We start from the raw sequence: 20,687 nt of genomic DNA on the forward strand, positions 1-20,687 counted from the left end.
ACCGCCATAATAGGGGAACAGGCTAAATAATAGATAGTTACGTATTAAGAGATCAACCCTATCTGCCGGGAATGTACGATCGCTTCGTGACTGTGACTGAAATAACAACAGGGAATACCCATATGTTTGATCTCCCCCACCAACGCCGATACCGCCGTAAACCGGTCCTTCCGTATATGCCGGAAATAAATACAGATGATCTGCTCCGGAAAATGCACCGCCAGCGCACGGTATATATTAGGATCCTCCTGCGTATCATCCCCCAGCAGCACAAACCGCATATGCGGATAACTGCTCAGAATACGACTGATACGCGTAAACTTAGTAGCATGTTTGTTTTGCCCGGATTTCCATAACAAATACCAGGGCTTCAATTGGCTTAGCAAATAAACCCCCAATGGCAACTCATGCGTATGCGAAAACTCCAGGATGTAGTCATACAGGTTCCATTCACTGCTGGATACATAAAAAAATGGGTTCGGTAAAGCACCTCCCTCACGCTGACTGAGTAGCTGGTAATGCTGTACAACCCCTTCAAAAGGCATCCGCGTCCGGGCATTCCGCGTAAGCAATATCTTCATCCGTTTGAAGATCGTCGACGAATGTGAGATCAGAAAAGTATCGTCAATATCAGAAATACACCCATATTGACTACGGTGTGGAATAAACACCACACCCTTCGCATGAATATGTTCCAGCCCCTCTTCCGCCACACTAACCGTCACATCATGCCACCCCGCTGCCGGCATCACCGCCGGCCGCCAGGCCAGCCGGAAAAAACCGTCATCACTGGCAATGGCAGTCACCACTCTTCCCTCCCACTCCAACTGCACCGTCGTATGCGGACAGGGCTTCACAATAAATAACCGCAACAATGCCAGCATATTCGAAAAGATCCGCTGCCGGTACTTCCGCCTGGGCAAAGGAGATAGCTGTAATACATGACCAAATATTTCTAGTTGCTCTACACCCCCGAAACCATGATACAGCTTGATGGTAACCTCATTGGTCAATCGCAGTCGTGACAGTATTTTTTTCATCCATGACATTAGGCGCTGATTTTGCTATCTAAGGTATTTTGTACCTAAATCTACCACATGTTACAACCGGAAAGACCGAGGCTGTTGTTTGTGATCAATCCAGTTTCCGGGGGCAAAAAGAAGGCCGATCCTGAACTGGTGATCAGAAATTTTTTTAATGGCCGTCCGGAATCGATAGAGATCTACCTGATGCAGGGTGCCAACGACGACGACTCTCTGGCCCATTATATCAGACGCTGGCAACCCGATATCGTCATCGCAGCAGGCGGAGATGGTACCGTCCGTATGGTCGCCTCCCACCTCCTCAATACCGGCATCCCCATGGGAATATTACCGGCCGGCTCCGCAAATGGAATGGCAGCAGAACTATGCCTACCCCAGGATATGGAACAGGCAATAAAAGTGATCGTAAATGGTGTCGCAAAAGATATTGACGTGATCCGCGTAAATAAAGATATCTGCATACACCTGGGAGATATCGGCCTCAACGCCTTGCTGGTAAGGAATTTTGAACGGCAGGGAATGCGGGGCAAACTAGGATATGCCCGCGCCGTCCTGAAGACATTATACCACCGTCAGCTCATGGACGTACATATCGACAATGGCAACGTAAGTATACAGCGTAAAGCATTTATGATCGTACTCGCAAATGCCCGCATGTACGGTACCGGCGCTTGCATCAACCCCGATGGAGAACTGGGGGATGGAATATTTGAAGTCGTAATATTAAGACGGCTCTCCGTACTGGAATTGATGAAAATGCTATTCCGGCATCGTCCCTTCAATCCAGAAAAGACAGAGATCATAAAAGCCAGGAAAGTAAATATCGTCACACGCACCCGGGCACACTTTCAGGTAGATGGGGAATACCTCGGAAAGACACACCAGGTAGAAGCCCACATCCTGCCACAACAACTCAGGATCGTAGTGGCAGAATAAACACCCCCTATCGGCCGCGCAGTTTATGCGCCTCCTCCAGCGTTAATACCTGGTAGGAGATATTCATCCGTTTCGAATTCTCTTCTACCGTATTAGGAAAACCTGCCTTGCGACGTCACTCATTAACACCCGCAGCGTCCCTGATCGGCTAGATAAAATACGTCCACCCACTTTTACCGCTATAGCCGGTAGCCCAGGATAACCATACCACCCCAAGATCACCTCTATACGAACAAGATTCGCAGAATCACTCCGTAACTGAAGCTGCCACAGGTCGCCACCCAAATCCTCCTTTTTTATCTGGTACGCCGCCGCCAGCGAATCCGCTTTCACCGGGTCCTGCTTGTACCCGATCAACACACGGTAGTACTGATCCGTCTTGTAAATACTGTCTAACTCTCGCTATAACAGAATATTAATCCCGGATGGCGCACTGGCCTCATAACAACAAAAGAACGCCAGCAACATAACTGAAAAGGATAAATTGGACTTCATACAAGATAAAATACAAAAAAATAACGGGGAGTATCACTAAAAAACCCCTCCCAGAAAATTCCTGCGGAGGGGCTTGTCTATGAAAAACTACCATAGAATTATTGCTTAATGATCATCTTCGTTTTACCCTTGCCGTTATTGGTAAGCTGCAAAATATAAGCACCATTAGCTAGGCCGGACCCATTCATTTGAACAGTATGTTGACCGGGCTGCAGGTACTCGTTCAGCAACTCCTGTACAACCTGTCCCCGGCCGTCTAGCAACGCCAGCCGCACATGACCGGATCTCACCGTCCTGAATTGAACCGCAGCCGGACCAGTAAATGGATTAGGGAAACTGTTAAGTTGTATCTCATCCTGCTCCTTACCAGTACCGGCAGATTTCAATGGCAAAGCCGTCGAACCGGTAGTAAGTACCAACGCCGGCTTGTTCGACCCTGCTTCATCCGCATTCCATTTAATAACAGGATCTGTAGCCTCCAGGCTGCGAAGCGCAAACGACACTTTCGTGCGTCCGGCAGCGATCTCACTTTTTACATAATCAGTAACATCCCAGCTATAATAACGCGAGGTATTATCAGTTACCGTTACCTGTGAAAGCGCCGCACTGCCCGTTGCCGGTTTATTATTCCAGTTGATAGTCGACTCCGTCCAGCTGGTATTGGATACAGGGTACACCGCCACATTAATATTGCTGCTCCTGTTGTCTGCAACGGCACCGTACAATCGCAACGTAGCATTGGTCACCCCTCTGGCACTACCTGCATCGAAGGTGAGATACGTCTGCCGCTCATTATCAGATGGACTCGTAGGATTCAGCTTCGTCACCAGCTGACTGGCATCTGTACTGCCATGATTGGTCGCAGCATAACTACCACTACGCACATAGGCATCCTGTATCGCTGAAAGAGAAATGTTACTACCGCCGCCTCCGTTTACGGTAACGTTTACTGCGGTAGAAGTAGTAGCCGCCCCCTTATTGTCGGTAGCCACCACTGTCAGCGTATAAGTGCCGGCAGCTACATTGTTCCAGGCATATTGATAAGGGCTGGCAGTCGCTTCTCCCAGTTTGTTATCCCCGTTGAAAAACTCCACCTTGCTAATACTGCCGTCAGCATCGCTGGCATTCGCCGTAATGCTGATACTGGCAGGCGCATTAAAGATCGCGTTGTTCGCCGGTGCCGTAATACTGGCAGTAGGAGGCTGATTGGAAGGGATATTGTCATCCGGGCAGGGAGTACTGCCCTTGGCAATACAAAAGTCGGCAAACCGCACCTGCTCGTCCCGTATTTCAGGGGTTAGCTTGCGGTAGATACCCCACTTAGGACGGCAAAAAGTAGTACCATCCCTCCACATATTGATGTTGTTATTTGAATAAGACAATAAGGTCGCTCCGTCACTTACACGTTTAATGACTACACTGTAAGTACCGTTAACGCCATATTTGATCTTCTCTACCACATCTACCCACACCCCTTTGAATCCTGACAAATTAGCGCTGGCTACCTCCCCACCGGTGCCACCACTACCGGTGCTGTGGATCACCTGCAGCTTCTGCGGATTGCCGGCACGTGGTGTCAACGTAATAAGTGGCGCCCCATCATCACCATCCCCGGCCTTGATCTGGTGAATATGACAGAAACTGCCGGTAGGAATAAATCCCGCATCGATCTTAAACTTCCAACGATAGGTCATCGTCTCTCCATTACGGCCCTTCACACTCTCCGGTGATGGCCCGTGCGCCTTAATTTCATTACGCTGCCGGTCAATATTACCCCCGCAGCGATCGTTGTCCGGCGTCACGTGTATGTGAAAAATAAATACATTCTTGCCTAGCTGACTGTCAAAAGCTTCCGTAATGTGCCGGCCGAAACTGGGATGAGCACAGTCAGGAACCTCCCCGGCCGTGTTACTGCCCAATACACTTTCTATCAGCTCATAGGTGTTGCCAGGACCATCGGCTCTTAAAAAGACTTGCGCTTTGGCAGTACTAAACATGCCACACAATACCGCCCCTGCCGCTAGCAGACGGGTCGGCTGAAAAAGAATGCGGAGGGGACGAATAAACAGTTGTTTCCCCAGGTTTAGAGATTGTTGCATAGTGGATCATTTTAGAAATGAAAAAAGAGGATAACGACCGGAACGAACACGTTCCGGTCGCAGAGAGAAATAAGGAAAGGTGTAAATGTCTCGAGGATGTTATTGTTTAACGATCTTAATAGTTCGTACCGTACCGTTGTAACTGAGCCGCACTACATATACGCCGTTCGGAAGATCACCGGTATCAATAGCAGTGTTGTATTGGCCGGCATGTTGAGGAAGGGCATTCACCTGTTTGACTAGCGTTCCCTTTAGATCATAAATACCTAATACAGCCTGACCAGTTACCTCCGGTAGCGAATAAGTGACCATCAATTGATGGCCCACAGGATTAGGGAATGCCTGCAACGGCGCCGATGTCAACGGCGCCTTTACATCACCCTCCTTACGCGCATTTTCAGCATCGACATCAGCAGTAATATTGATAGGACCACAGGTAGCATTACCTTCTGCAATACAGAAATCAGCAAAACGCACCGCCTCATCGCGGAGTTGAGACAGGTTATTCAGACTGCGGTAAATACCCCATTTAGGCCGCACAAAATCTGCCCCGGCACGCCAGGTATCAATGTTATTGCTACTCCAGTTAAGTAGCGTAACACCGTCAGATACCCTTTTTATAGTAACCTGGTAAGTGCCCTGCTCTGCATATTTCACTTTTTCAATCACTTCCACCCACACGCCTTTGAAGCCTGCCAGCGGTACACTGGTCATCTCCGTCTGCGCGCCGTTGGATGGCGTATGCAATAGTTGAAACTTATCAGGATTAGCCTTACGCGGCGATAAAGTGATGATCGGCGCTCCGTCGTCGTCACCCCCGCTCGCCTTCAGCTGATGCACATGCGTAAAACTGGCCGATGGCTGGAAATTCTGATCAAGTTTGAACTTCCAACGGTACGTATGCGTCTCCCCCAGCGTACCCTTCAGGTTGTCCGGAGAAGGCCCGTAAGTTTTTATCTCATTACGTTGACGGTCCGATCGGGAGCATCCATCCCCGTCGTTATCTACATGCAGCGTGAATACAAAAACATTTTTACCTAACTGGCTGTCAAAGACCTCAGAAATATGCCTGCCAAATGCGGTATGCAGACAATCAGGTGCCTCGTAAGGGCTACCGCCCAACACAGAAGATAACAGTTCGTAGGTGTTGCCGGGACCATCAGCCTGTAGCGTCACTTGCGCCGCAACAGTATGATAACTGGACATAGCAACCGCCACCAGGATTAAGGGTTTACAAATGGAGCATTTCATAATGGAATTGTTTTAAAAGTACTTTGGCTTTCGATAAAAAAATCGCAGTCCCATCTGAATGAGACAAAAGGTGGGTTAATTATGGGTTCATAACGTTATTCGTAAAGGTCCGTCTAAGTATCCTAGGGCTGTTATTCTTTAAAACCTTTACTATAGGGAATATAAGCTGATGATCTGGGTTGCGCTTCGTTGAAAGTTATGCGCCTCACTATCAACGATCTGCCTTTATTTGGGTTTTACAATCGATTGTAATCTGAATCAAGTTAGAAAATAATTCTGACAAATGAAAGAGGAAAGTAAAAGATAGGAGCCTGAAAATTATTTTTTCCTCCTAAGTTGGAACTGCTGCGCACCAGGAAGAGGCCGTTGCTCATTATCCAACAGCTGAAGCACCTCCACTCCCTTCCTTTGAAAACAGCGCTGTAACACCTTGTCCTTCTCAGGATTCAGCAGCACCACCTCCGCCTGCGGGTCAGATGACGTACCCCGCAAAATAGTATAGGTACCCTCGCTCGTGATCACCTCGTCTTTCCCAGACTTAAGCCCTTGATAGACCTCACGCAGCGTATAGTAAAAACCATCCTGACGACTGGCTGAAAGTGTAAGCGTAGCAGCAACCCCACTGCAGTTACCACAGGGTAGCTGACCAGTGTAGATCACAGCAGATGCATCGTTGCTGATACCGGAAGAAGAAGTGTCCGGTACAGTCTTAACAGAAGTATTGGTAGCGCTGGCCGGTGTGGAATGATGCCCGCAGGAGATGCAGACAATAGTAATGGCGGAAAACAATAATGCGGAAAGAGGTTTCATGAAAGACAGGTTTTTACTAACTATCCTATTAACAATCCAATGAAAGGATTGTTAATAGGATGCCTTCAGAAACACATAAAAGTCTTAGGATCAAGGAATTACCTCAAATAAAAAGAATTGAGTCTGCTCTATAAAAGCAAAATTGTTATCCGCTACGAAAATAAGCGAACGGTGCCCGTTAGGTAAACGGGGGCCAAACGTACAGCCTTCAATGTTATCAATATATGTGTCCAGGGAATTGAAGTTGAAAAGCAATTTCTTTTTAGCAGGAACAACATCCGTAGTCCCTTTTAAAGCGTCTATCTGGCTGATATCGGTAGCATGGCTTACATCCGCCAGGTATACCTTTATCACACATCCCAGCCTGCCAAAGGAAAAAGATCGCTCTATCACCAGCAACTGCCGGTCAGACAATACCAATATATCCGAGATACCGTTTACCTTAAACGCTTGGGGAGGGATCGGCGTAGTCGCTACAGGGTCCAGCTCGTAGGCAAACTGTGCTACCGGCTTACGGGTACGCGCATCAAACCGGATAAGACGGGTCACCGCACCGTTACTGTCCAAATCCGCCTGCGGACCGTCTTCATAACGGGGCTCTTCCAGACTGACATACAAAGACTTATGATCCGGCGTAAACCCCAGCCCCTCAAATACGCCATTACGGCGGGGACCATTTTCAGTAGCCTTCATATGAAACTGCCCAGGCAGCATGAAGGAATCAATATATTTCCCTTGCCGCGTAATCTCATATACCCCCGGATCTTTCAAAATGGTGTCTTTCTTATTAACGATCCGCTCCCCTTCACTGCTCCATACCAATCGGTCCGTAACAGGGTTATAACGCATAGCCTCCGGATCTGGCGCCTCCGTCTTCGTATCCGGATACATAGTACCGTCAGCTCGTAATAACGGCGTCGTACCCACTATCTGCACACTGTCAAATGAACTTTGACTAAACTGCAACCTCGCCGTATAAAAACGGGCAGGCTGCCTTTCAGAGCGGTCATCGCAGATCAGGTAATAAACCTTATGCACCGGGTCATAATCAATTCCACTAAGCCCTCCTACCGTCGTGCCGTTATAAGGCATATTGTAAGGCAGTATCTTTTTACCTATGTATTTTATAGTACCGATAGCTGTGTCGGCAACAGGAGCAAGTCGATGGGCCTCGGCATATAATGCAGGTAACAAACCGATACAGGCCAGGAACAGTAATTTCTTCATAGCGGGGGCAAATTACTCAATTTACCCTTACCATAGGATAACACTGCGTTATTCAATAGTTAAAGCCCGCTATGTTTACTTGGTTACTCGTGCGCCTCCACAGGGATCCACACCGCAACGCCTTTCCCGGATACATAAAAATCGGCACCCCCATCTTCAGATAGCTGGATGACTTGTGTGTCATTCAGACAATTTATAAATGTCTTACCAGAAAAATGAGGATACTGCATATGGATATGACCACCTTCATGATTGGAAATAATTACCACACAGCCAGTCAATGGATGGGCAGGATCACCCTTACGCACCCAGCCGATCAGATCGCCGGAGACAAAGTGATCTTCCTGCTCACCATAAGCATACTTTTGCCTCGCAATTTGCAGTACCGATAACTCACCTACCGCCGGTAGCTCAATATCCTGATCCTTATCCCTGTAACTGGCACCATACCAGTCCGGATAAAAGATACAAGGTATGCCCTGCTCCCGCAATAGTATCAACGCATAGGCAATCGGCTTGAACCACGGCTGTACCGGAGACTCCAGCGATTGTAAGGGTTGTGTATCATGGTTGTCAACAAAAGTCACACTGTATTGAGGATAATGGGCAGTGAAAGTATTATCATACAATTGACGCAAGTCATACTCTCCACAAGAGGCCAGGTGAAAATGATGATGCAATATCGTATCAAACAGGTACATACTTTCTTCCGTCTGCTGCATATAACGGAGCATAGCTTCAATATTGTCCGCAGTCCAGTATTCTCCTACAATGAATAATTCTTTGTCAGCGTGTGCACGCATAGCAGCGATCCACTTCTTGTAATACTTCCACGACATATGTTTAACAGCATCCAACCTGAAGCCGTCGGGGTGCACAGTATCATAATACCACAATCCCCATTTTATTAGCTCTTCCTGCACATAAGGATTGCGGAACTCTACATCCGCCCCCATCAGGTAGTCAAAGTTACCTTTCTCATCATCCACCGCCTTGCTCCACTCCTCCCCATAATCATTCAGTATCTTAAAGATACCTTGCTCTTCGGGAGGAAGGTTAGCTGCATAGTCTACCCCCGAAAAACTCTGGAAGTTCCATTCAAAGGAAGAATATTTTCCGGCTCTGCCGGGAAAAGTAAAATGTGTAAAACCGTTGATCTGGAAAGGGTCCCCGATAACATTCGTTCTGTTCTCAGGGTCGATACGGAGTACCGCAAAACTTTCCTCCGCATCCCCGCCTAACTTGTGATTCAACACAATGTCAGGAAGTACCTTAAGTTGCTGCTCCTGGGCATAGCGTACAGCAGAAAGATAGGTGTCGCGATCACCATATTTGGTGGCAACACTCCCCTTCTGATCAAATTCCCCCAGATCATACAAGTCATACACATCATACCCTTCTGATGTAGGTCCCTTACTGCCCTTATAAGCAGGAGGCAACCACACGTGTGTAATACCTTGTTCCTTTAACTGGGGAACTATTTCCTGGAAGTGCTGCCACCATGTTCCACCCGCAGTAGTATACCAGTGGAAAAATTGAAAGATTGTCTGGTTCAATGTACTATTGTCCTTTAGTGATAATTATAACACAGCAGAGCGCTGCTTGTTGTATAACGTAGTGAATGTCCGTTTAATGAAGTTTATACCCATTAATGAAGTTTATACCCAGTATGTTGATCCCATGTATCAGCGTCACTAAAGGCGTCAGGTTTTGTTTTTCAATAAAGCAGGTATGACCACGTCATCACAGCGGTGCCCGGCCTCTGATAATATTTACCAGAATAGCAATAATAGCCAGCACTAATAAGGCGTGTATCAGACCTCCAGCAGAATATACAAAGAAACCTAATATCCAGCCTATAATCAGGATAACAGCAATCAAATAAAGGAGACTGTTCATATGATAAGAAATTTGGTTCGCTAACTATAATGTAAAAGTTATGCCAATGAACAACTCCCTTGTTTATAATAATATGGATAGCTATCTGTTGGGGATGCATTGTGGAAGTGCTTCCACCATACGAGCAAAAAACAGGTCGACTTCCCCTCCACGCCTCCTATGGGAGTCAAATGGTCGCATTTTTGAATAACACTAACAGAGGCATTTTCAATAAGCATATCCTCTTCCGATGACATACACTTGTTTACCTCCTTCATCCAATAACCCGCACACAACAGGGCTTAACAGGACGCAGTGGAGGATAACGAAACATATTGCGAACATTAAAACCTGAAAAACATGCAACACAATGAAAAAACCGTAGAGATATTGAATGACCTGGTAAAGATCAATAACGATCGTATAGAAGGTTATCGTAAAGCCGTAGACCAATCAGACGATGCCGACCTGAAAGCACTGTTCCAACGGATGATCGATGAAAGCCAGACTTATGTAGGACAACTGAATAAGGAACTGGCACAAAGTGGCAATGAACCGGAATCCGGCACCACCACTTCCGGCAAACTCTACCGTACTTGGATGGACGTAAAAGCAACATTTACCGGCAGCGATAGACATAGCATTCTCTCTAGCTGCGAATATGGAGAAGATGCCGCACAACGTGCATACGATGAGGCCCTGAAGTCAGAGACACCCATGCCGTACGACCTGCGTGAACTTATTGCGAACCAAAAAGGCGCACTCAAAAATTCTCATGATACCATCAAAACATATAGAGACGTAGAAAAGGTAAGTCACTAGATAGACCACCTTTTTGTGCAGGGATAACCGCCGCTGTTCTTTTTGTTCAATCAAGAGGAGGGCGGCGGTTGTTCATTTTTATGCCTTTACTTTTGCAGCGTATGATTACGGCTGCTTATCTTCATAAGTGACAATTAATTTAATGGATTTAGGTTTAAAAGGCTGTTCCCTCCCAGGAAACAGCCTTTTACAATATCGGCCTATCGGTCATATACCGCATCCCAATCCTTCCAAACCGGCTCAAAACCCTGCCGCTGCAACATATCCGCGATCGTAGCAGGCGCCCGCTCATCCGATATCTCAAACTGCTCTAACGACGCCTCCGCATTGGCATAACCACCCGGATTAGTACGCGATCCCGCACTAAGCGCCGTAATACCCAACTGCACCACATGATCCCGGAAATGAGGGGTCTCCCTAGTAGACAAACTGAGCTCTACAGTAGGACTGAATAACCGGTATGCACAGATCAATTGCACCAACTCCCGGTCAGACATCTCGACCTTCGGCGGCAACCCGCCCGCACAAGGCCGCAACCTGGGAAAAGAAATACTATACCGCGTCTGCCAATAACGCCGCTCCAGGTACTGCAAATGCAACGCTGTAAAAAAGCTGTCCGTACGCCAATCCTCCAACCCGATCAATACCCCTAATCCCATCTTGTGAATACCCGCACGCCCGATGCGATCAGGCGTCTCTAATCGATAATCAAAGTTGGATTTACGCCCTCGGGGATGATGCTTTTTATAATCATCCTGGTGATATGTCTCCTGGTACACCAGCACAGCATGTAATCCCAACGCCTGCAACTGCCGGTAATCCTCCTCATCCATCGGTTGCACTTCCATAGAGATATTGGCAAAATGCGGCCGTATCAGCTCCAGCGCATGCCGGAAGTAATCCATTCCCACCCGCTGCTGCGCCTCGCCGGTCACCAATAACACATGGTCATAACCCATCTTTTTGATCACAGCTACTTCCCGCAGGATCTCCCCATCATCGAGCGTCTTCCGCTGCAAATGATTGTCCAGGCTGAAACCGCAATAAGTACAAATGTTCTGGCACTCATTCGAGAGATACAAGGGAATATACAACTGCATAGTATTGCCAAACCGCTGCCGCGTAAGCCGTTGGCTTAGCGCAGCCATCTGCCCCAGGTAAGGCACCGCCGCCGGTGATAGCAAAGCCGCAAAATCATCTAAGGTGACCGTCGACGCTCCCAACGCCCGTTCTACATCCGCAGCCGTTTTTTGATAGATAGCAGCAGAAACATCCGCCCAGTTATATGCCTGAAATACGTCTTTAAAACTCATAATTGATAAGTTACAGGTCAAGAAATGCAAGCAAAGGACTGGAACCTACCGCCTGATGACTACTACTACCCAGCCCGGCTTCAAATGCCTCCCTGCCTGCTGTTACCGCCTGCGCAAAAGCCTGGGCCATACGCACCGGCTCCCGCGCTACCGCAATGGCCGTATTGACCAGCACCGCATCAGCTCCCAACTCCATCGCTTTCGCAGCATCAGAAGGGCTGCCTATACCGGCATCCACAACTACCGGCACCTGGCTCTGCTCTATGATAATAGATAGAAAATCGATCGTTCGTAACCCCTTATTACTACCTATCGGAGAGCCCAACGGCATCACCGCGGCCGCACCTACCTCCTCCAGCCGCTTGCAAAGCACCGGGTCCGCATGTATATATGGTAACACCACAAACCCTTGCTTCACCAGCTCCTCCGCAGCCTTCAATGTCTCTATAGGGTCGGGCAATAAATACTTGGGGTCCGGATGTATCTCCAGTTTGATCCAGTTAGTACCCAGCGCTTCCCGCGCCAGCTGCGCCGCAAATACCGCCTCCGCCGCCGTACGGGCGCCGGAAGTGTTGGGCAATAAATCCCAGTTATCCTGATGTAAGTGTTGTAAAAGAGGGTCTGATTGATGTTGAAGATCCACCCGCTTCAAAGCAACCGTTACCAGCTCAGTACCCGATGCCCGTAATGCCGCTTCCATAACAGCAGGAGAAGAAAACTTCCCCGTACCGGTGAAAAGGCGGGAGTGAAAAGTCTTCCCTGCAATAATGAGTGATGTCATATACCGTCTGATTAGAAGATGAATAAAAATTAGTATCGCGCCAGCGTACCCTGCAACATGCTCAGCAAGGAGGCTTTGTCAGCAGCATGTGTAATAAGCCCGCTGACAGCCACACCGTGTACACCAGTGTCCAGCAACGCAGGAATATCTTCCTGTAGGATACCTCCGATGGCGATGACAGGAATATTAATGTGACGCGCACGCAACGCTTCCATAAGATGCATGTAACCCTCCAATCCCAATATGGGACTGAGTTTTTGCTTAGTCGTCGTAAATCGGTAAGGTCCCACACCCACATAGTCGGCGCCATGAGTAACATGCTGTAATATGTCATCAAGTGTATTGGCCGTACCGCCTACGATCAGGTAATCCCCCACTATAGCGCGTGCCTCCGCTACTGTCATATCCTCCTTCCCCACATGCACGCCGTCCGCACCTGCTGCCAACGCTACCTGCGGATGATCATTAATAATAAGCACCGCACCGTATTGCTGACAGATAGCCTTGGCCGCAATCGCCTGCGCTAGTATAATGTCTTCAGGTGCGTCTTTAATACGTAACTGTATCCAACGGCATCCTGCTACGCAAGCCTCCCGTATGTTCTCCAGGTGAGTGTGTGTCGCTGTTGCCTGGGATATGTAATGCAATGAGTCGATCATATGTAGTGATAACCGGTTAAGGATGGATGACTGGATAAAAATTGAGCAGTATGCCGCTTGCCTTCAAGGCAAGCCGCTGCTAAAGGAACACCATGTACCAGCTGCGCAGTGATGGCAGCAGAAAGCACACAGCCGGACCCGTGTTTAGGATAGACCTTTTCCGCAGCTGGCGCAAATTCAACCACGCCGGAACGCTGGTATAAGGTATCCCAGCCTGGCTGCAACGGCCGGTGACCTCCTTTCAGTAATACCGCACAGTATTGCGATAAATAAGTGGCGGCCGCCTCCCCCGTCGCCTCCCCGGACAATAACATCGCTTCGTGATAGTTAGGCGTCAGCAGGTAAAGTAGTGGTAATATCGACTGCCATGTCTGCATTACCTCCCGGTGATGAAAGGTATAACCGGCAGATGCACTCAGCACCGGATCCAGTATTACGCGTATACCGGGCGAAAGGGTATGTAAGGTCTCCAGCAGTTGCTGTAAAACAATTGCATTCTCCACTAATCCGATCTTGCAATACGACACCGCATAGCTGGATAATAAGGGCTGCAACTGCGCAAGAATCTGCTCCACCGGTACCCACTGCACCCCATAAAAATGATCCGCCGTCTGCATGGTCAATGCCGTACAAACACCTAGCCCACACAATCGCTGCATCTCGAACGTTTTAATGTCCGCAAGCAATCCGGCCCCGCCACTGGGGTCCAGCCCCGCCAGGCTTAATACGTATGGTCTTTGTTGTTCCATTGCTGATGAATAGCTGTAAATACCGTTACCGCCTGCTCCGGCTGTCGCCAGAGCGCGCCCATTAACGCAATACCGTCAAATCGCATGCGTCGGGCTGCCGCAACAGTGTGGATGTCAATACCTCCCAGTGCCAGTACCTGCCTGCCTGCAGGCGTACGCGGTAGTTGCCAGTCTCCGGATAAAGAGCCCTTATATCCCGGCTTGGAGATACTGTCAAATACTGGACTTAACAATACCTGCTGCCACTCATTCGGCAGCGTATCCAACAGGCCCGGCGCATGTACGCCGGTGCTGAGCAGCAATCCCTGCGCACGCAATGTTTGTAACGCCGCTGCCGGTAATGATGCCCGCAGCTGCTCACTGCAATGCAGGCCGCCAAGCCCTGTACGGATACAGAGCTCCGGATAACCGGATAGCAATATCATGGGATAATATGCGGGTGGCAACTGCCCCAGCAATTGCTCATATGCCTGTTGAGTCCACCCGGGCTTTCGCAGCAATACACGGTCTGCACCTGCTGCCAGCATTGCTTGCAGCAGGTCCGCTTCTCCGGGTATGGGCGTAGTATGTGAAATGACGAGTATCATTAAGAATAGATCTGCGCACCTTGCGTTCTGAACGCCTGAGACTGCTCCTCCATGCCAGCTTCAATAGCTTCCGTAGTAGCTAAGCCTTTTTCCGCTGCATAGTTTCGCACCTCCTGTGTGATCTTCATCGAACAGAAATGCGGACCGCACATCGAACAGAAGTGTGCAATCTTGGCGCCTTCAGCAGGCAATGTCGCATCGTGATAGGATCGAGCGGTCTCCGGGTCCAGCGAAAGATTGAACTGATCTTCCCAACGGAACTCAAAACGGGCCTTACTCAGCGCATTGTCCCTATGCTGCGCTCCGGGATGCCCCTTCGCCAGGTCAGCAGCATGAGCCGCTATCTTGTATGTAATAACCCCTTGTCTTACATCCTCTTTGTTAGGCAATCCAAGATGTTCCTTCGGCGTTACATAACATAACATCGCCGTACCAAACCATCCTATCATAGCTGCACCAATAGCCGAGGTGATATGATCATAACCAGGAGCAATATCCGTTGTTAAGGGCCCCAAAGTGTAGAACGGTGCTTCATGACAATGCTGTAACTGCTTGTCCATGTTCTCTTTGATCAGCTGCATCGGTACGTGTCCCGGACCTTCTATCATCACCTGTACATCATGCTTCCAGGCTATCTTAGTCAATTCTCCCAGCGTCTCCAGTTCGGCAAACTGTGCCGCGTCATTAGCATCCGCAATACTGCCTGGCCTTAATCCGTCACCCAGGGAGAATGAAACATCATAAGCCTTCATGATCTCGCATATCTCCTCAAAGTGAGTATACAGGAAGTTCTCCTTATGATGTGCCAGACACCACTTCGCCATAATGGAACCACCACGGGATACAATGCCGGTTACACGTTTCGCAGTAAGCGGTATATAGCGTAATAATACACCGGCATGTATCGTAAAGTAGTCAACGCCTTGTTCTGCTTGTTCTATCAGCGTATCCCTGAAGATCTCCCAAGTTAACGCTTCCGCTTTGCCATTCACCTTTTCCAACGCCTGGTAAATAGGTACCGTGCCAATAGGTACAGGCGAATTACGGATGATCCACTCGCGCGTCTCATGTATGTTCTTCCCCGTGCTGAGATCCATGATGGTATCAGTACCCCAGCGACAGGCCCATACCGCCTTTTCCACTTCTTCCTCTATGCTGGAAGTAACCGCAGAATTCCCAATGTTGGCATTGATCTTCACCAGGAAATTACGTCCTATGATCATAGGCTCCAGTTCAGGATGGTTGATGTTGGCGGGTATAATAGCACGGCCGGCAGCCACTTCCTGCCGCACAAATTCCGGCGTAATGAACTGTTGGGGGGTATTCGCTCCAAAGCTATGCCCCTGGTGCTGTTCCCACTGTGCATTGTTGGCTTCCCAATACTTTTCTGCACATTGGTTTTCACGGATCGCAATATATTCCATCTCAGGAGTGATGATCCCTTGCTTGGCATAATGAAGTTGTGTTACATTCGCTCCCCCCTTTGCCTTCCTGGGCATATGCAAATGATGGAACCGTAGCGTCTCCAGCTTTTCATCTGCAAGTCGCTCTTTACTATAAGCAGCAGAAAAAGCAGACAGCTCCTCCGTATCATTCCGCTGTGCAATCCAAGGAGTCCGGAGCCGTTGTAAGCCCTGCCTTACATCAATAGCAACCGCCGGATCAGTAAATGGACCACTGGTGTCATACACTACAACCGGTGGGTTGTCTTGTATATCATCGTTTTTTCCATTATTACGGGTAGGGCTTAACGTAATACGGCGCATCGGCACACGGATATCGTGTAGCTCGCCGGCGACATAGATCTTTTCAGATGCAGGAAAAGGTGCGCGACTGATCATTTTCTCAGTGGTAGTGTGCATGGTAAGTCGTTTAATGGTCTGTTTTGCAATAAGATGCTGTAAATGGAATGTAAGGACCGCAACACAGACAGTACCGGCCACCGAGACAGGTAATAACGGATCCCCGTGCAGTAGGCACAACGGTAGCCATTACCATACCCGCCAGGGCTGGACTTCCAATGTTAACAGTATACGTAAGGCGTTATACTCATCCGCCTTGTGTAGCGCGGATGATGGTAATATTGTCCGAATGAGACAACGATACCTGTCCCCAGGTGACCCTGGGCACTACCTCATTGTTGACCGCGACGGCAATGCCTTTTTCTGATGGGAGCTGAATAAACTGTAACAGTGCAGCAACGGTAGTTCCTGGCTGCACCGCATAAAGTTTATTGTTTACATGTACTTCCATAATACTGGAATTAAAAGGTGAACAATAAACTTTAAGGATGTGTAATAAAGATGAGAAGGTTCAGTTACTTTTCCCTACGGCAGTATGAACTGCTTCAGGTACTGAGGGTATCATCTCAGCTTCCCGCCTGACTGTAGGCAGGAAACACCCCTAAAGTGAACCGTAAAGGTAGGAAACCAATAAGCAAATATCAAATAACAATTACCCGGTCACGATCAGACCGTTGCGGACAATACCGCTATTCCATCGTAACACTCAAAAATCTATTATATTTACAGCGGTCACATTGCATGCACCAATGGTTAATAACAAACATCTATACTATATCGCCTTCCTCTTCCTGGCTGCCTGTCAGTCTAAGACCGGTCCGGAATCCACGGATGTCACAGATAGCAGCCTGCTTAAAGTGCCTGATACCAGTACCGTAACCGTTATAGACACCAGCATCTTGCCATTGGATACCATTACCTACGACCCCACACAGTTAGTAGGTACCTGGATGCAACCCGTACCCGGACTGGAGAAAGAACGCCAGGGGTTCCGCCTTAATAAAGATGGCAGCATGAGATCCATTAATACCTACACCCTTGTGTATGAAAAATGGCAGCTCGCGCACGACACATTACTGTTGTGGAACCACGCAGAAGGTGTAAAAGATACCGCCCATATCATAGATACCACCATTGTCAAAGCACTAACAGATTCTTCCCTTACCCTCTACCCTACAAAAGCCGCAGAAGGATACCTGGAACAATACGTTAAAGAGAAAGAGAAGAGTAAAAAACGGCCATGATCACGCCCTACACTTCCCTCCCCTTGATCAGGTCATGTCAATGATATAATTGCCACAATCCCACTATACAGGATACAATAGACATAAACAATCCTGCTGTGGCCAGCTGCATATCATCCGTACTCTTTCTTGCCAATACAAGGGATATAATGCCTACAAAAGCGGCGGCTCCGCCCAGCATCACAGAATAATGAGGTGTCGTCTTGGTAGCAAAGGCGAACACTGCGGCTAATATGCCCGCAATCAGGGATACGATACAAGCTACCTTGGATGTGGAGATGTGTGATTGCATGTTATTTATAGATTAAGGATTCAAATGCGTATACTGCTCCTCTCTCCTACAGTGCAACTTATCCGTCCGGTCATGGTGGTGTAATCGGGATGACAGTTTGCTTCAGCGATTTTTTTTGGTTGAATTATTTATACTCCTGCTTCGCCGTATCGTGCAATTGCAACGTGGGCACCTTCTCCCAGGGCACTTTCAACAGTGTGCCCACTTGTTCATAGCGTGTATCCTGGTACTCGTCCAGCCCATATTGAATGCTGGTAGTATCCGGCTTCTCCGTAAACGTACCGAACAAACGATCCCAGATAGAAAATATATTCGCATAATTGGAGTCCGTCTCAGCCTGATACCGGCTATGATGCACCTTATGCATATCCGGCGATACGATCACCCAGCTCAATGCCTTATCCACCCAGCCTGGCAACTTAATATTGGCATGAGAGAACTGTGCTACAAAAGCAGAGAGCGTTTGGTATAACATCACCATCCAGATAGGCACCCCGGCTACAATAATGGCCACAAACAATGCCACCACCCGGAACACACTCTCCACCGGGTGATGCCGCAACGCCGTCGTAGCGTCAATATGTTTATCAATATGATGGATCTTATGAAAATGCCACATCCATCCCACCTTGTGCTGGATCAGGTGCACCAGGTAAGCCCCGATGAGATCCAGTATCAATAATCCCAGCAATGCATGCAGCCAGATAGGCAACGGAAAGAGATAAAGTACGCCAAAATGAGTGCGGCTGGTCCAGTCCGATGCCAAAACGATCAGGAACGCAAACCCAAAATTCACCACAGCCGTCGTCAGTGTAAAGAAAAGATTCGAGCCCGCATGACGATAACGGTTAAAACGAAAACTAAAACGCGGAATAGCCCCCTCCAGCACCCACAGCACCACTAACCCGGCTACCAGGATAGCTGTACGATACCAGGAGGGAATATTTTCGAAAAATGTTTCCATAACCGTGTCTGATTATCTTAAACAATACGCTGGACTACGCCTTAACGTAGCAGCTGCTGAATCTGTTTCAAAATGCTCGTGGAGTAATATAATGTTTGGGCCTGTCGGGTACTGTCTGCTTTTTACTGCTTATTAATATTACTGTGCTGATCAATCAGCCTTGCTATTGGGTCTGTCCGGGCTTCTTTGCTATAAATTACGAAATCTCTGTGTAGAATACAAGCCTTCCACGAAGATGCCTGCAATTGATATGCTTATGTATGTTTATTAGTATTTATACGGTATTCGCCCACGCCTACACGCTGCAGTATAAAACAAAAAGGCCGTAAGCGATCGCTTACGGCCCGTATAAATTAAAGCAGTATACTGCTAGTTATTCAACATCAAAGGCATCACCAGCATCAGTAGGTCCTCGTTCTCCGTCTTCTCAGAAGGTCTTAAGATACCCGCTTTCGTAGGCGTGGACAGCTCGATACCGATCTCATCCCCTTCGGCAGCATGCAGCATCTCAATAAGGAACTTCGCGTTAAAGGCGATCTGCATATCATCACCATTATACTGGCAGCTCATCCGCTCATTACCCTCAAAAGAGAAATCCACATCCTGTGCAGACAACTGCAGCTCACTACCGGTAATGCTTAACGCCACCTGGTTAGTGCTCTTGTTCGCAAATACACTCACACGTTTCAACGCATTCTGGAAATCAGTTTTCACCAGCGTCAGGCGATATGGATTATCCTTGGGAATAACCACCTTGTAATCCGGGAAACGGGCATCTATCAACCGGCAGATCATAGACGCACCTTCATGTGATACAAAGAAGTGATTCTGGCTGTAAGCGATCCTTACATCCGTTTCGTTATCAGGCAATGCCGTCTTCAGCAGGTTCAACGGCTTCTTAGGCACGATGAACGTATCCGCCTGCGGGCACTGTACATCCGTTCTTACATATTTTACCAGGCGATGAGCATCCGTCGCTACAAAAGTAAGGTTGCTGGTGCTCAGCTCAAAATACACACCGGTCATAGAAGGACGAAGATCGTCACTGCTCACCGCAAATAATGTTTTATTAATAGCAGTCAGCAAGGAAGAAGACATCATATTGAAAGATGTCGTCTCATCCGCAGTCGGCTCCTTAGGGAAATTCTCCGGATTCTCTCCCATCACCTTATACTTTCCATTGTCTGAGGTGATCTCTACCGCAAAAGAGTTCGTGTCAATGTGAAAGGTTAACGGCTGATCAGGCAGGTTCTTTAAAGAATCCATCAGGATCTTCGCCGGAATGCAGATACGCCCGTTTTCTTTGGCCTCTACCTCCAGCTTTACCTTCATAACGGTTTCCAGGTCAGTAGCTACTACAGTCAGTTCATTCCTGTCTATCAGAAATAGGAAGTCCTCCAGTATAGGCAGTACAGTGTTGGAATTAATAACACCGCTGATCTGTTGCAATTGTTTTAATAAAGTAGAGGAAGAAACAATAAATTTCATCTGTGTTATGTGTTTTTTTTATATTCATTTGCCACCCTGCAATACCCACTTATCGGCTAAGATAGTAAAAAAGCAGGCCCGTATAAGGAAGCAAGTGTCAACAGCCACTTCTTACAAACAATACCCACCCGTATTAAAACTATTCAAAATAACCAGGAACATTACCCCGGGTTCGCGGCCCCCGGCGCCTGTCATCTCTTTTTAATCTGTATGGCTTGATGTAAAAAGTAATGTAAACAAAGATAGA

At 48.0% G+C, this 20,687-nt stretch carries 20 protein-coding genes and 1 riboswitch; of the genes, 3 read left to right on the forward strand and 17 right to left on the reverse strand.

Annotation, left to right across the window (positions count from 1 at the left end):
• Window positions 1–44 precede the first annotated feature (44 nt).
• A complete protein-coding gene (locus KTO58_RS24435; protein WP_095836892.1) occupies window positions 45–1,049 on the reverse strand; it encodes an App1 family protein phosphatidate phosphatase in 1,005 nt (334 codons plus the stop codon).
• A 48-nt stretch (window positions 1,050–1,097) separates the two neighbouring features.
• Between KTO58_RS24435 and KTO58_RS24440 the strand changes: the two genes are divergently transcribed.
• Window positions 1,098–1,979 carry a diacylglycerol/lipid kinase family protein gene (locus KTO58_RS24440; protein ID WP_095836891.1) on the forward strand — a complete coding sequence of 294 codons (882 nt, stop codon included), beginning with the start codon at window positions 1,098–1,100 and terminating at the stop codon, window positions 1,977–1,979.
• A 593-nt stretch (window positions 1,980–2,572) separates the two neighbouring features.
• On the opposite strand, the gene KTO58_RS24445 is transcribed toward KTO58_RS24440, so the two are convergent.
• From KTO58_RS24445 to KTO58_RS24470, 6 genes are all read right to left on the reverse strand, one after another.
• Window positions 2,573–4,573, reverse strand: coding sequence for a CBM96 family carbohydrate-binding protein (locus tag KTO58_RS24445; protein ID WP_157752758.1), 2,001 nt, complete (start codon window positions 4,571–4,573; stop codon window positions 2,573–2,575).
• A 99-nt stretch (window positions 4,574–4,672) separates the two neighbouring features.
• Window positions 4,673–5,779 carry a T9SS type A sorting domain-containing protein gene (locus KTO58_RS24450; protein ID WP_095836888.1) on the reverse strand — a complete coding sequence of 369 codons (1,107 nt, stop codon included), beginning with the start codon at window positions 5,777–5,779 and terminating at the stop codon, window positions 4,673–4,675.
• A gap of 363 nt (window positions 5,780–6,142) precedes the next feature.
• A complete protein-coding gene (locus KTO58_RS24455; protein WP_095836887.1) occupies window positions 6,143–6,634 on the reverse strand; it encodes a copper resistance protein NlpE N-terminal domain-containing protein in 492 nt (163 codons plus the stop codon).
• Window positions 6,635–6,724: 90 nt separating this feature from the next.
• The gene (locus tag KTO58_RS24460; RefSeq protein WP_095836886.1) at window positions 6,725–7,861 is read right to left on the reverse strand and encodes an esterase-like activity of phytase family protein; all 1,137 of its coding nucleotides are present in this window, start codon (window positions 7,859–7,861) and stop codon (window positions 6,725–6,727) included.
• 83 nt (window positions 7,862–7,944) lie between these two features.
• Window positions 7,945–9,417 (reverse strand): alpha-amylase, encoded by a 1,473-nt coding sequence (locus KTO58_RS24465; protein ID WP_095836885.1) that lies wholly within the window; start codon window positions 9,415–9,417, stop codon window positions 7,945–7,947.
• A gap of 187 nt (window positions 9,418–9,604) precedes the next feature.
• Complete coding sequence (locus tag KTO58_RS24470; RefSeq protein ID WP_157752757.1) at window positions 9,605–9,760, reverse strand: lmo0937 family membrane protein; 156 nt, start codon at window positions 9,758–9,760, stop codon at window positions 9,605–9,607.
• A gap of 339 nt (window positions 9,761–10,099) precedes the next feature.
• Between KTO58_RS24470 and KTO58_RS24475 the strand changes: the two genes are divergently transcribed.
• Window positions 10,100–10,561: a ferritin-like domain-containing protein gene (locus KTO58_RS24475; protein WP_095836884.1), complete on the forward strand. Its 462-nt coding sequence runs from the start codon at window positions 10,100–10,102 to the stop codon at window positions 10,559–10,561.
• Window positions 10,562–10,761: 200 nt separating this feature from the next.
• On the opposite strand, the gene thiH is transcribed toward KTO58_RS24475, so the two are convergent.
• The 7 genes from thiH to thiS all read right to left on the reverse strand — a co-directional run bounded on the left by thiH (window position 10,762) and on the right by thiS (window position 16,903).
• Window positions 10,762–11,874: a 2-iminoacetate synthase ThiH gene (gene thiH, locus KTO58_RS24480; RefSeq protein ID WP_095836883.1), complete on the reverse strand. Its 1,113-nt coding sequence runs from the start codon at window positions 11,872–11,874 to the stop codon at window positions 10,762–10,764.
• A 10-nt stretch (window positions 11,875–11,884) separates the two neighbouring features.
• On the reverse strand, window positions 11,885–12,655 hold the full coding sequence (locus KTO58_RS24485; protein ID WP_095836882.1) for a thiazole synthase: 771 nt from the start codon (window positions 12,653–12,655) through the stop codon (window positions 11,885–11,887).
• A gap of 29 nt (window positions 12,656–12,684) precedes the next feature.
• On the reverse strand, window positions 12,685–13,314 hold the full coding sequence (locus tag KTO58_RS24490) for a thiamine phosphate synthase (protein WP_095836881.1): 630 nt from the start codon (window positions 13,312–13,314) through the stop codon (window positions 12,685–12,687).
• The gene (locus KTO58_RS24495; RefSeq protein WP_095836880.1) at window positions 13,311–14,063 is read right to left on the reverse strand and encodes a hydroxymethylpyrimidine/phosphomethylpyrimidine kinase; all 753 of its coding nucleotides are present in this window, start codon (window positions 14,061–14,063) and stop codon (window positions 13,311–13,313) included. Before KTO58_RS24495 ends, KTO58_RS24490 begins: the two co-directional genes overlap by 4 nt.
• Complete coding sequence (locus tag KTO58_RS24500) at window positions 14,036–14,650, reverse strand: thiamine phosphate synthase (protein ID WP_095836879.1); 615 nt, start codon at window positions 14,648–14,650, stop codon at window positions 14,036–14,038. Before KTO58_RS24500 ends, KTO58_RS24495 begins: the two co-directional genes overlap by 28 nt.
• Window positions 14,650–16,512, reverse strand: coding sequence for a phosphomethylpyrimidine synthase ThiC (gene thiC / locus KTO58_RS24505; protein ID WP_095836878.1), 1,863 nt, complete (start codon window positions 16,510–16,512; stop codon window positions 14,650–14,652). Before thiC ends, KTO58_RS24500 begins: the two co-directional genes overlap by 1 nt.
• 187 nt (window positions 16,513–16,699) lie before the next feature.
• On the reverse strand, window positions 16,700–16,903 hold the full coding sequence (thiS, locus tag KTO58_RS24510; RefSeq protein WP_095836877.1) for a sulfur carrier protein ThiS: 204 nt from the start codon (window positions 16,901–16,903) through the stop codon (window positions 16,700–16,702).
• Between the two features lie 54 nt (window positions 16,904–16,957).
• A riboswitch (TPP riboswitch) is annotated at window positions 16,958–17,065 on the reverse strand.
• 136 nt (window positions 17,066–17,201) lie between these two features.
• Here thiS and KTO58_RS24515 point away from each other — a divergent pair.
• Window positions 17,202–17,696, forward strand: coding sequence for a lipocalin-like domain-containing protein (locus KTO58_RS24515; protein ID WP_095836876.1), 495 nt, complete (start codon window positions 17,202–17,204; stop codon window positions 17,694–17,696).
• Window positions 17,697–17,733: 37 nt separating this feature from the next.
• Here KTO58_RS24515 and KTO58_RS24520 read toward each other — a convergent pair whose 3' ends face one another.
• The 3 genes from KTO58_RS24520 to dnaN form a co-directional block, all read right to left on the reverse strand.
• A complete protein-coding gene (locus KTO58_RS24520; protein WP_095836875.1) occupies window positions 17,734–17,988 on the reverse strand; it encodes a DUF308 domain-containing protein in 255 nt (84 codons plus the stop codon).
• Window positions 17,989–18,112: 124 nt separating this feature from the next.
• Entirely contained in the window at window positions 18,113–18,952 is an 840-nt protein-coding gene (locus KTO58_RS24525; RefSeq protein WP_095836874.1) for a sterol desaturase family protein, read from the reverse strand.
• A 369-nt stretch (window positions 18,953–19,321) separates the two neighbouring features.
• Complete coding sequence (gene dnaN, locus KTO58_RS24530; RefSeq protein ID WP_095836873.1) at window positions 19,322–20,440, reverse strand: DNA polymerase III subunit beta; 1,119 nt, start codon at window positions 20,438–20,440, stop codon at window positions 19,322–19,324.
• Window positions 20,441–20,687: the final 247 nt, after the last annotated feature.

The organism is Chitinophaga pendula, from assembly GCF_020386615.1.
Classification (GTDB): Bacteria; Bacteroidota; Bacteroidia; order Chitinophagales; family Chitinophagaceae; genus Chitinophaga; species Chitinophaga pendula.

What these genes read in the sequence shown, in the direction of transcription:
- KTO58_RS24435 (WP_095836892.1), bottom strand. Translation starts at nt 1,049, where the DNA reads ATGTCATGGATGAAAAAAATACTGTCACGACTGCGATTGACCAATGAG.
- KTO58_RS24485 (WP_095836882.1), bottom strand. Translation starts at nt 12,655, where the DNA reads ATGACATCACTCATTATTGCAGGGAAGACTTTTCACTCCCGCCTTTTC.
- KTO58_RS24445 (WP_157752758.1), bottom strand. Translation starts at nt 4,573, where the DNA reads ATGCAACAATCTCTAAACCTGGGGAAACAACTGTTTATTCGTCCCCTC.
- KTO58_RS24470 (WP_157752757.1), bottom strand. Translation starts at nt 9,760, where the DNA reads ATGAACAGTCTCCTTTATTTGATTGCTGTTATCCTGATTATAGGCTGG.
- dnaN (WP_095836873.1), bottom strand. Translation starts at nt 20,440, where the DNA reads ATGAAATTTATTGTTTCTTCCTCTACTTTATTAAAACAATTGCAACAG.
- thiS (WP_095836877.1), bottom strand. Translation starts at nt 16,903, where the DNA reads ATGGAAGTACATGTAAACAATAAACTTTATGCGGTGCAGCCAGGAACT.
- KTO58_RS24440 (WP_095836891.1), top strand. Translation starts at nt 1,098, where the DNA reads ATGTTACAACCGGAAAGACCGAGGCTGTTGTTTGTGATCAATCCAGTT.
- KTO58_RS24475 (WP_095836884.1), top strand. Translation starts at nt 10,100, where the DNA reads ATGCAACACAATGAAAAAACCGTAGAGATATTGAATGACCTGGTAAAG.
- KTO58_RS24450 (WP_095836888.1), bottom strand. Translation starts at nt 5,779, where the DNA reads ATGTCCAGTTATCATACTGTTGCGGCGCAAGTGACGCTACAGGCTGAT.
- KTO58_RS24490 (WP_095836881.1), bottom strand. Translation starts at nt 13,314, where the DNA reads ATGATCGACTCATTGCATTACATATCCCAGGCAACAGCGACACACACT.
- KTO58_RS24460 (WP_095836886.1), bottom strand. Translation starts at nt 7,861, where the DNA reads ATGAAGAAATTACTGTTCCTGGCCTGTATCGGTTTGTTACCTGCATTA.
- KTO58_RS24495 (WP_095836880.1), bottom strand. Translation starts at nt 14,063, where the DNA reads ATGGAACAACAAAGACCATACGTATTAAGCCTGGCGGGGCTGGACCCC.
- KTO58_RS24515 (WP_095836876.1), top strand. Translation starts at nt 17,202, where the DNA reads ATGGTTAATAACAAACATCTATACTATATCGCCTTCCTCTTCCTGGCT.
- KTO58_RS24520 (WP_095836875.1), bottom strand. Translation starts at nt 17,988, where the DNA reads ATGCAATCACACATCTCCACATCCAAGGTAGCTTGTATCGTATCCCTG.
- KTO58_RS24500 (WP_095836879.1), bottom strand. Translation starts at nt 14,650, where the DNA reads ATGATACTCGTCATTTCACATACTACGCCCATACCCGGAGAAGCGGAC.
- KTO58_RS24455 (WP_095836887.1), bottom strand. Translation starts at nt 6,634, where the DNA reads ATGAAACCTCTTTCCGCATTATTGTTTTCCGCCATTACTATTGTCTGC.
- thiC (WP_095836878.1), bottom strand. Translation starts at nt 16,512, where the DNA reads ATGCACACTACCACTGAGAAAATGATCAGTCGCGCACCTTTTCCTGCA.
- thiH (WP_095836883.1), bottom strand. Translation starts at nt 11,874, where the DNA reads ATGAGTTTTAAAGACGTATTTCAGGCATATAACTGGGCGGATGTTTCT.
- KTO58_RS24525 (WP_095836874.1), bottom strand. Translation starts at nt 18,952, where the DNA reads ATGGAAACATTTTTCGAAAATATTCCCTCCTGGTATCGTACAGCTATC.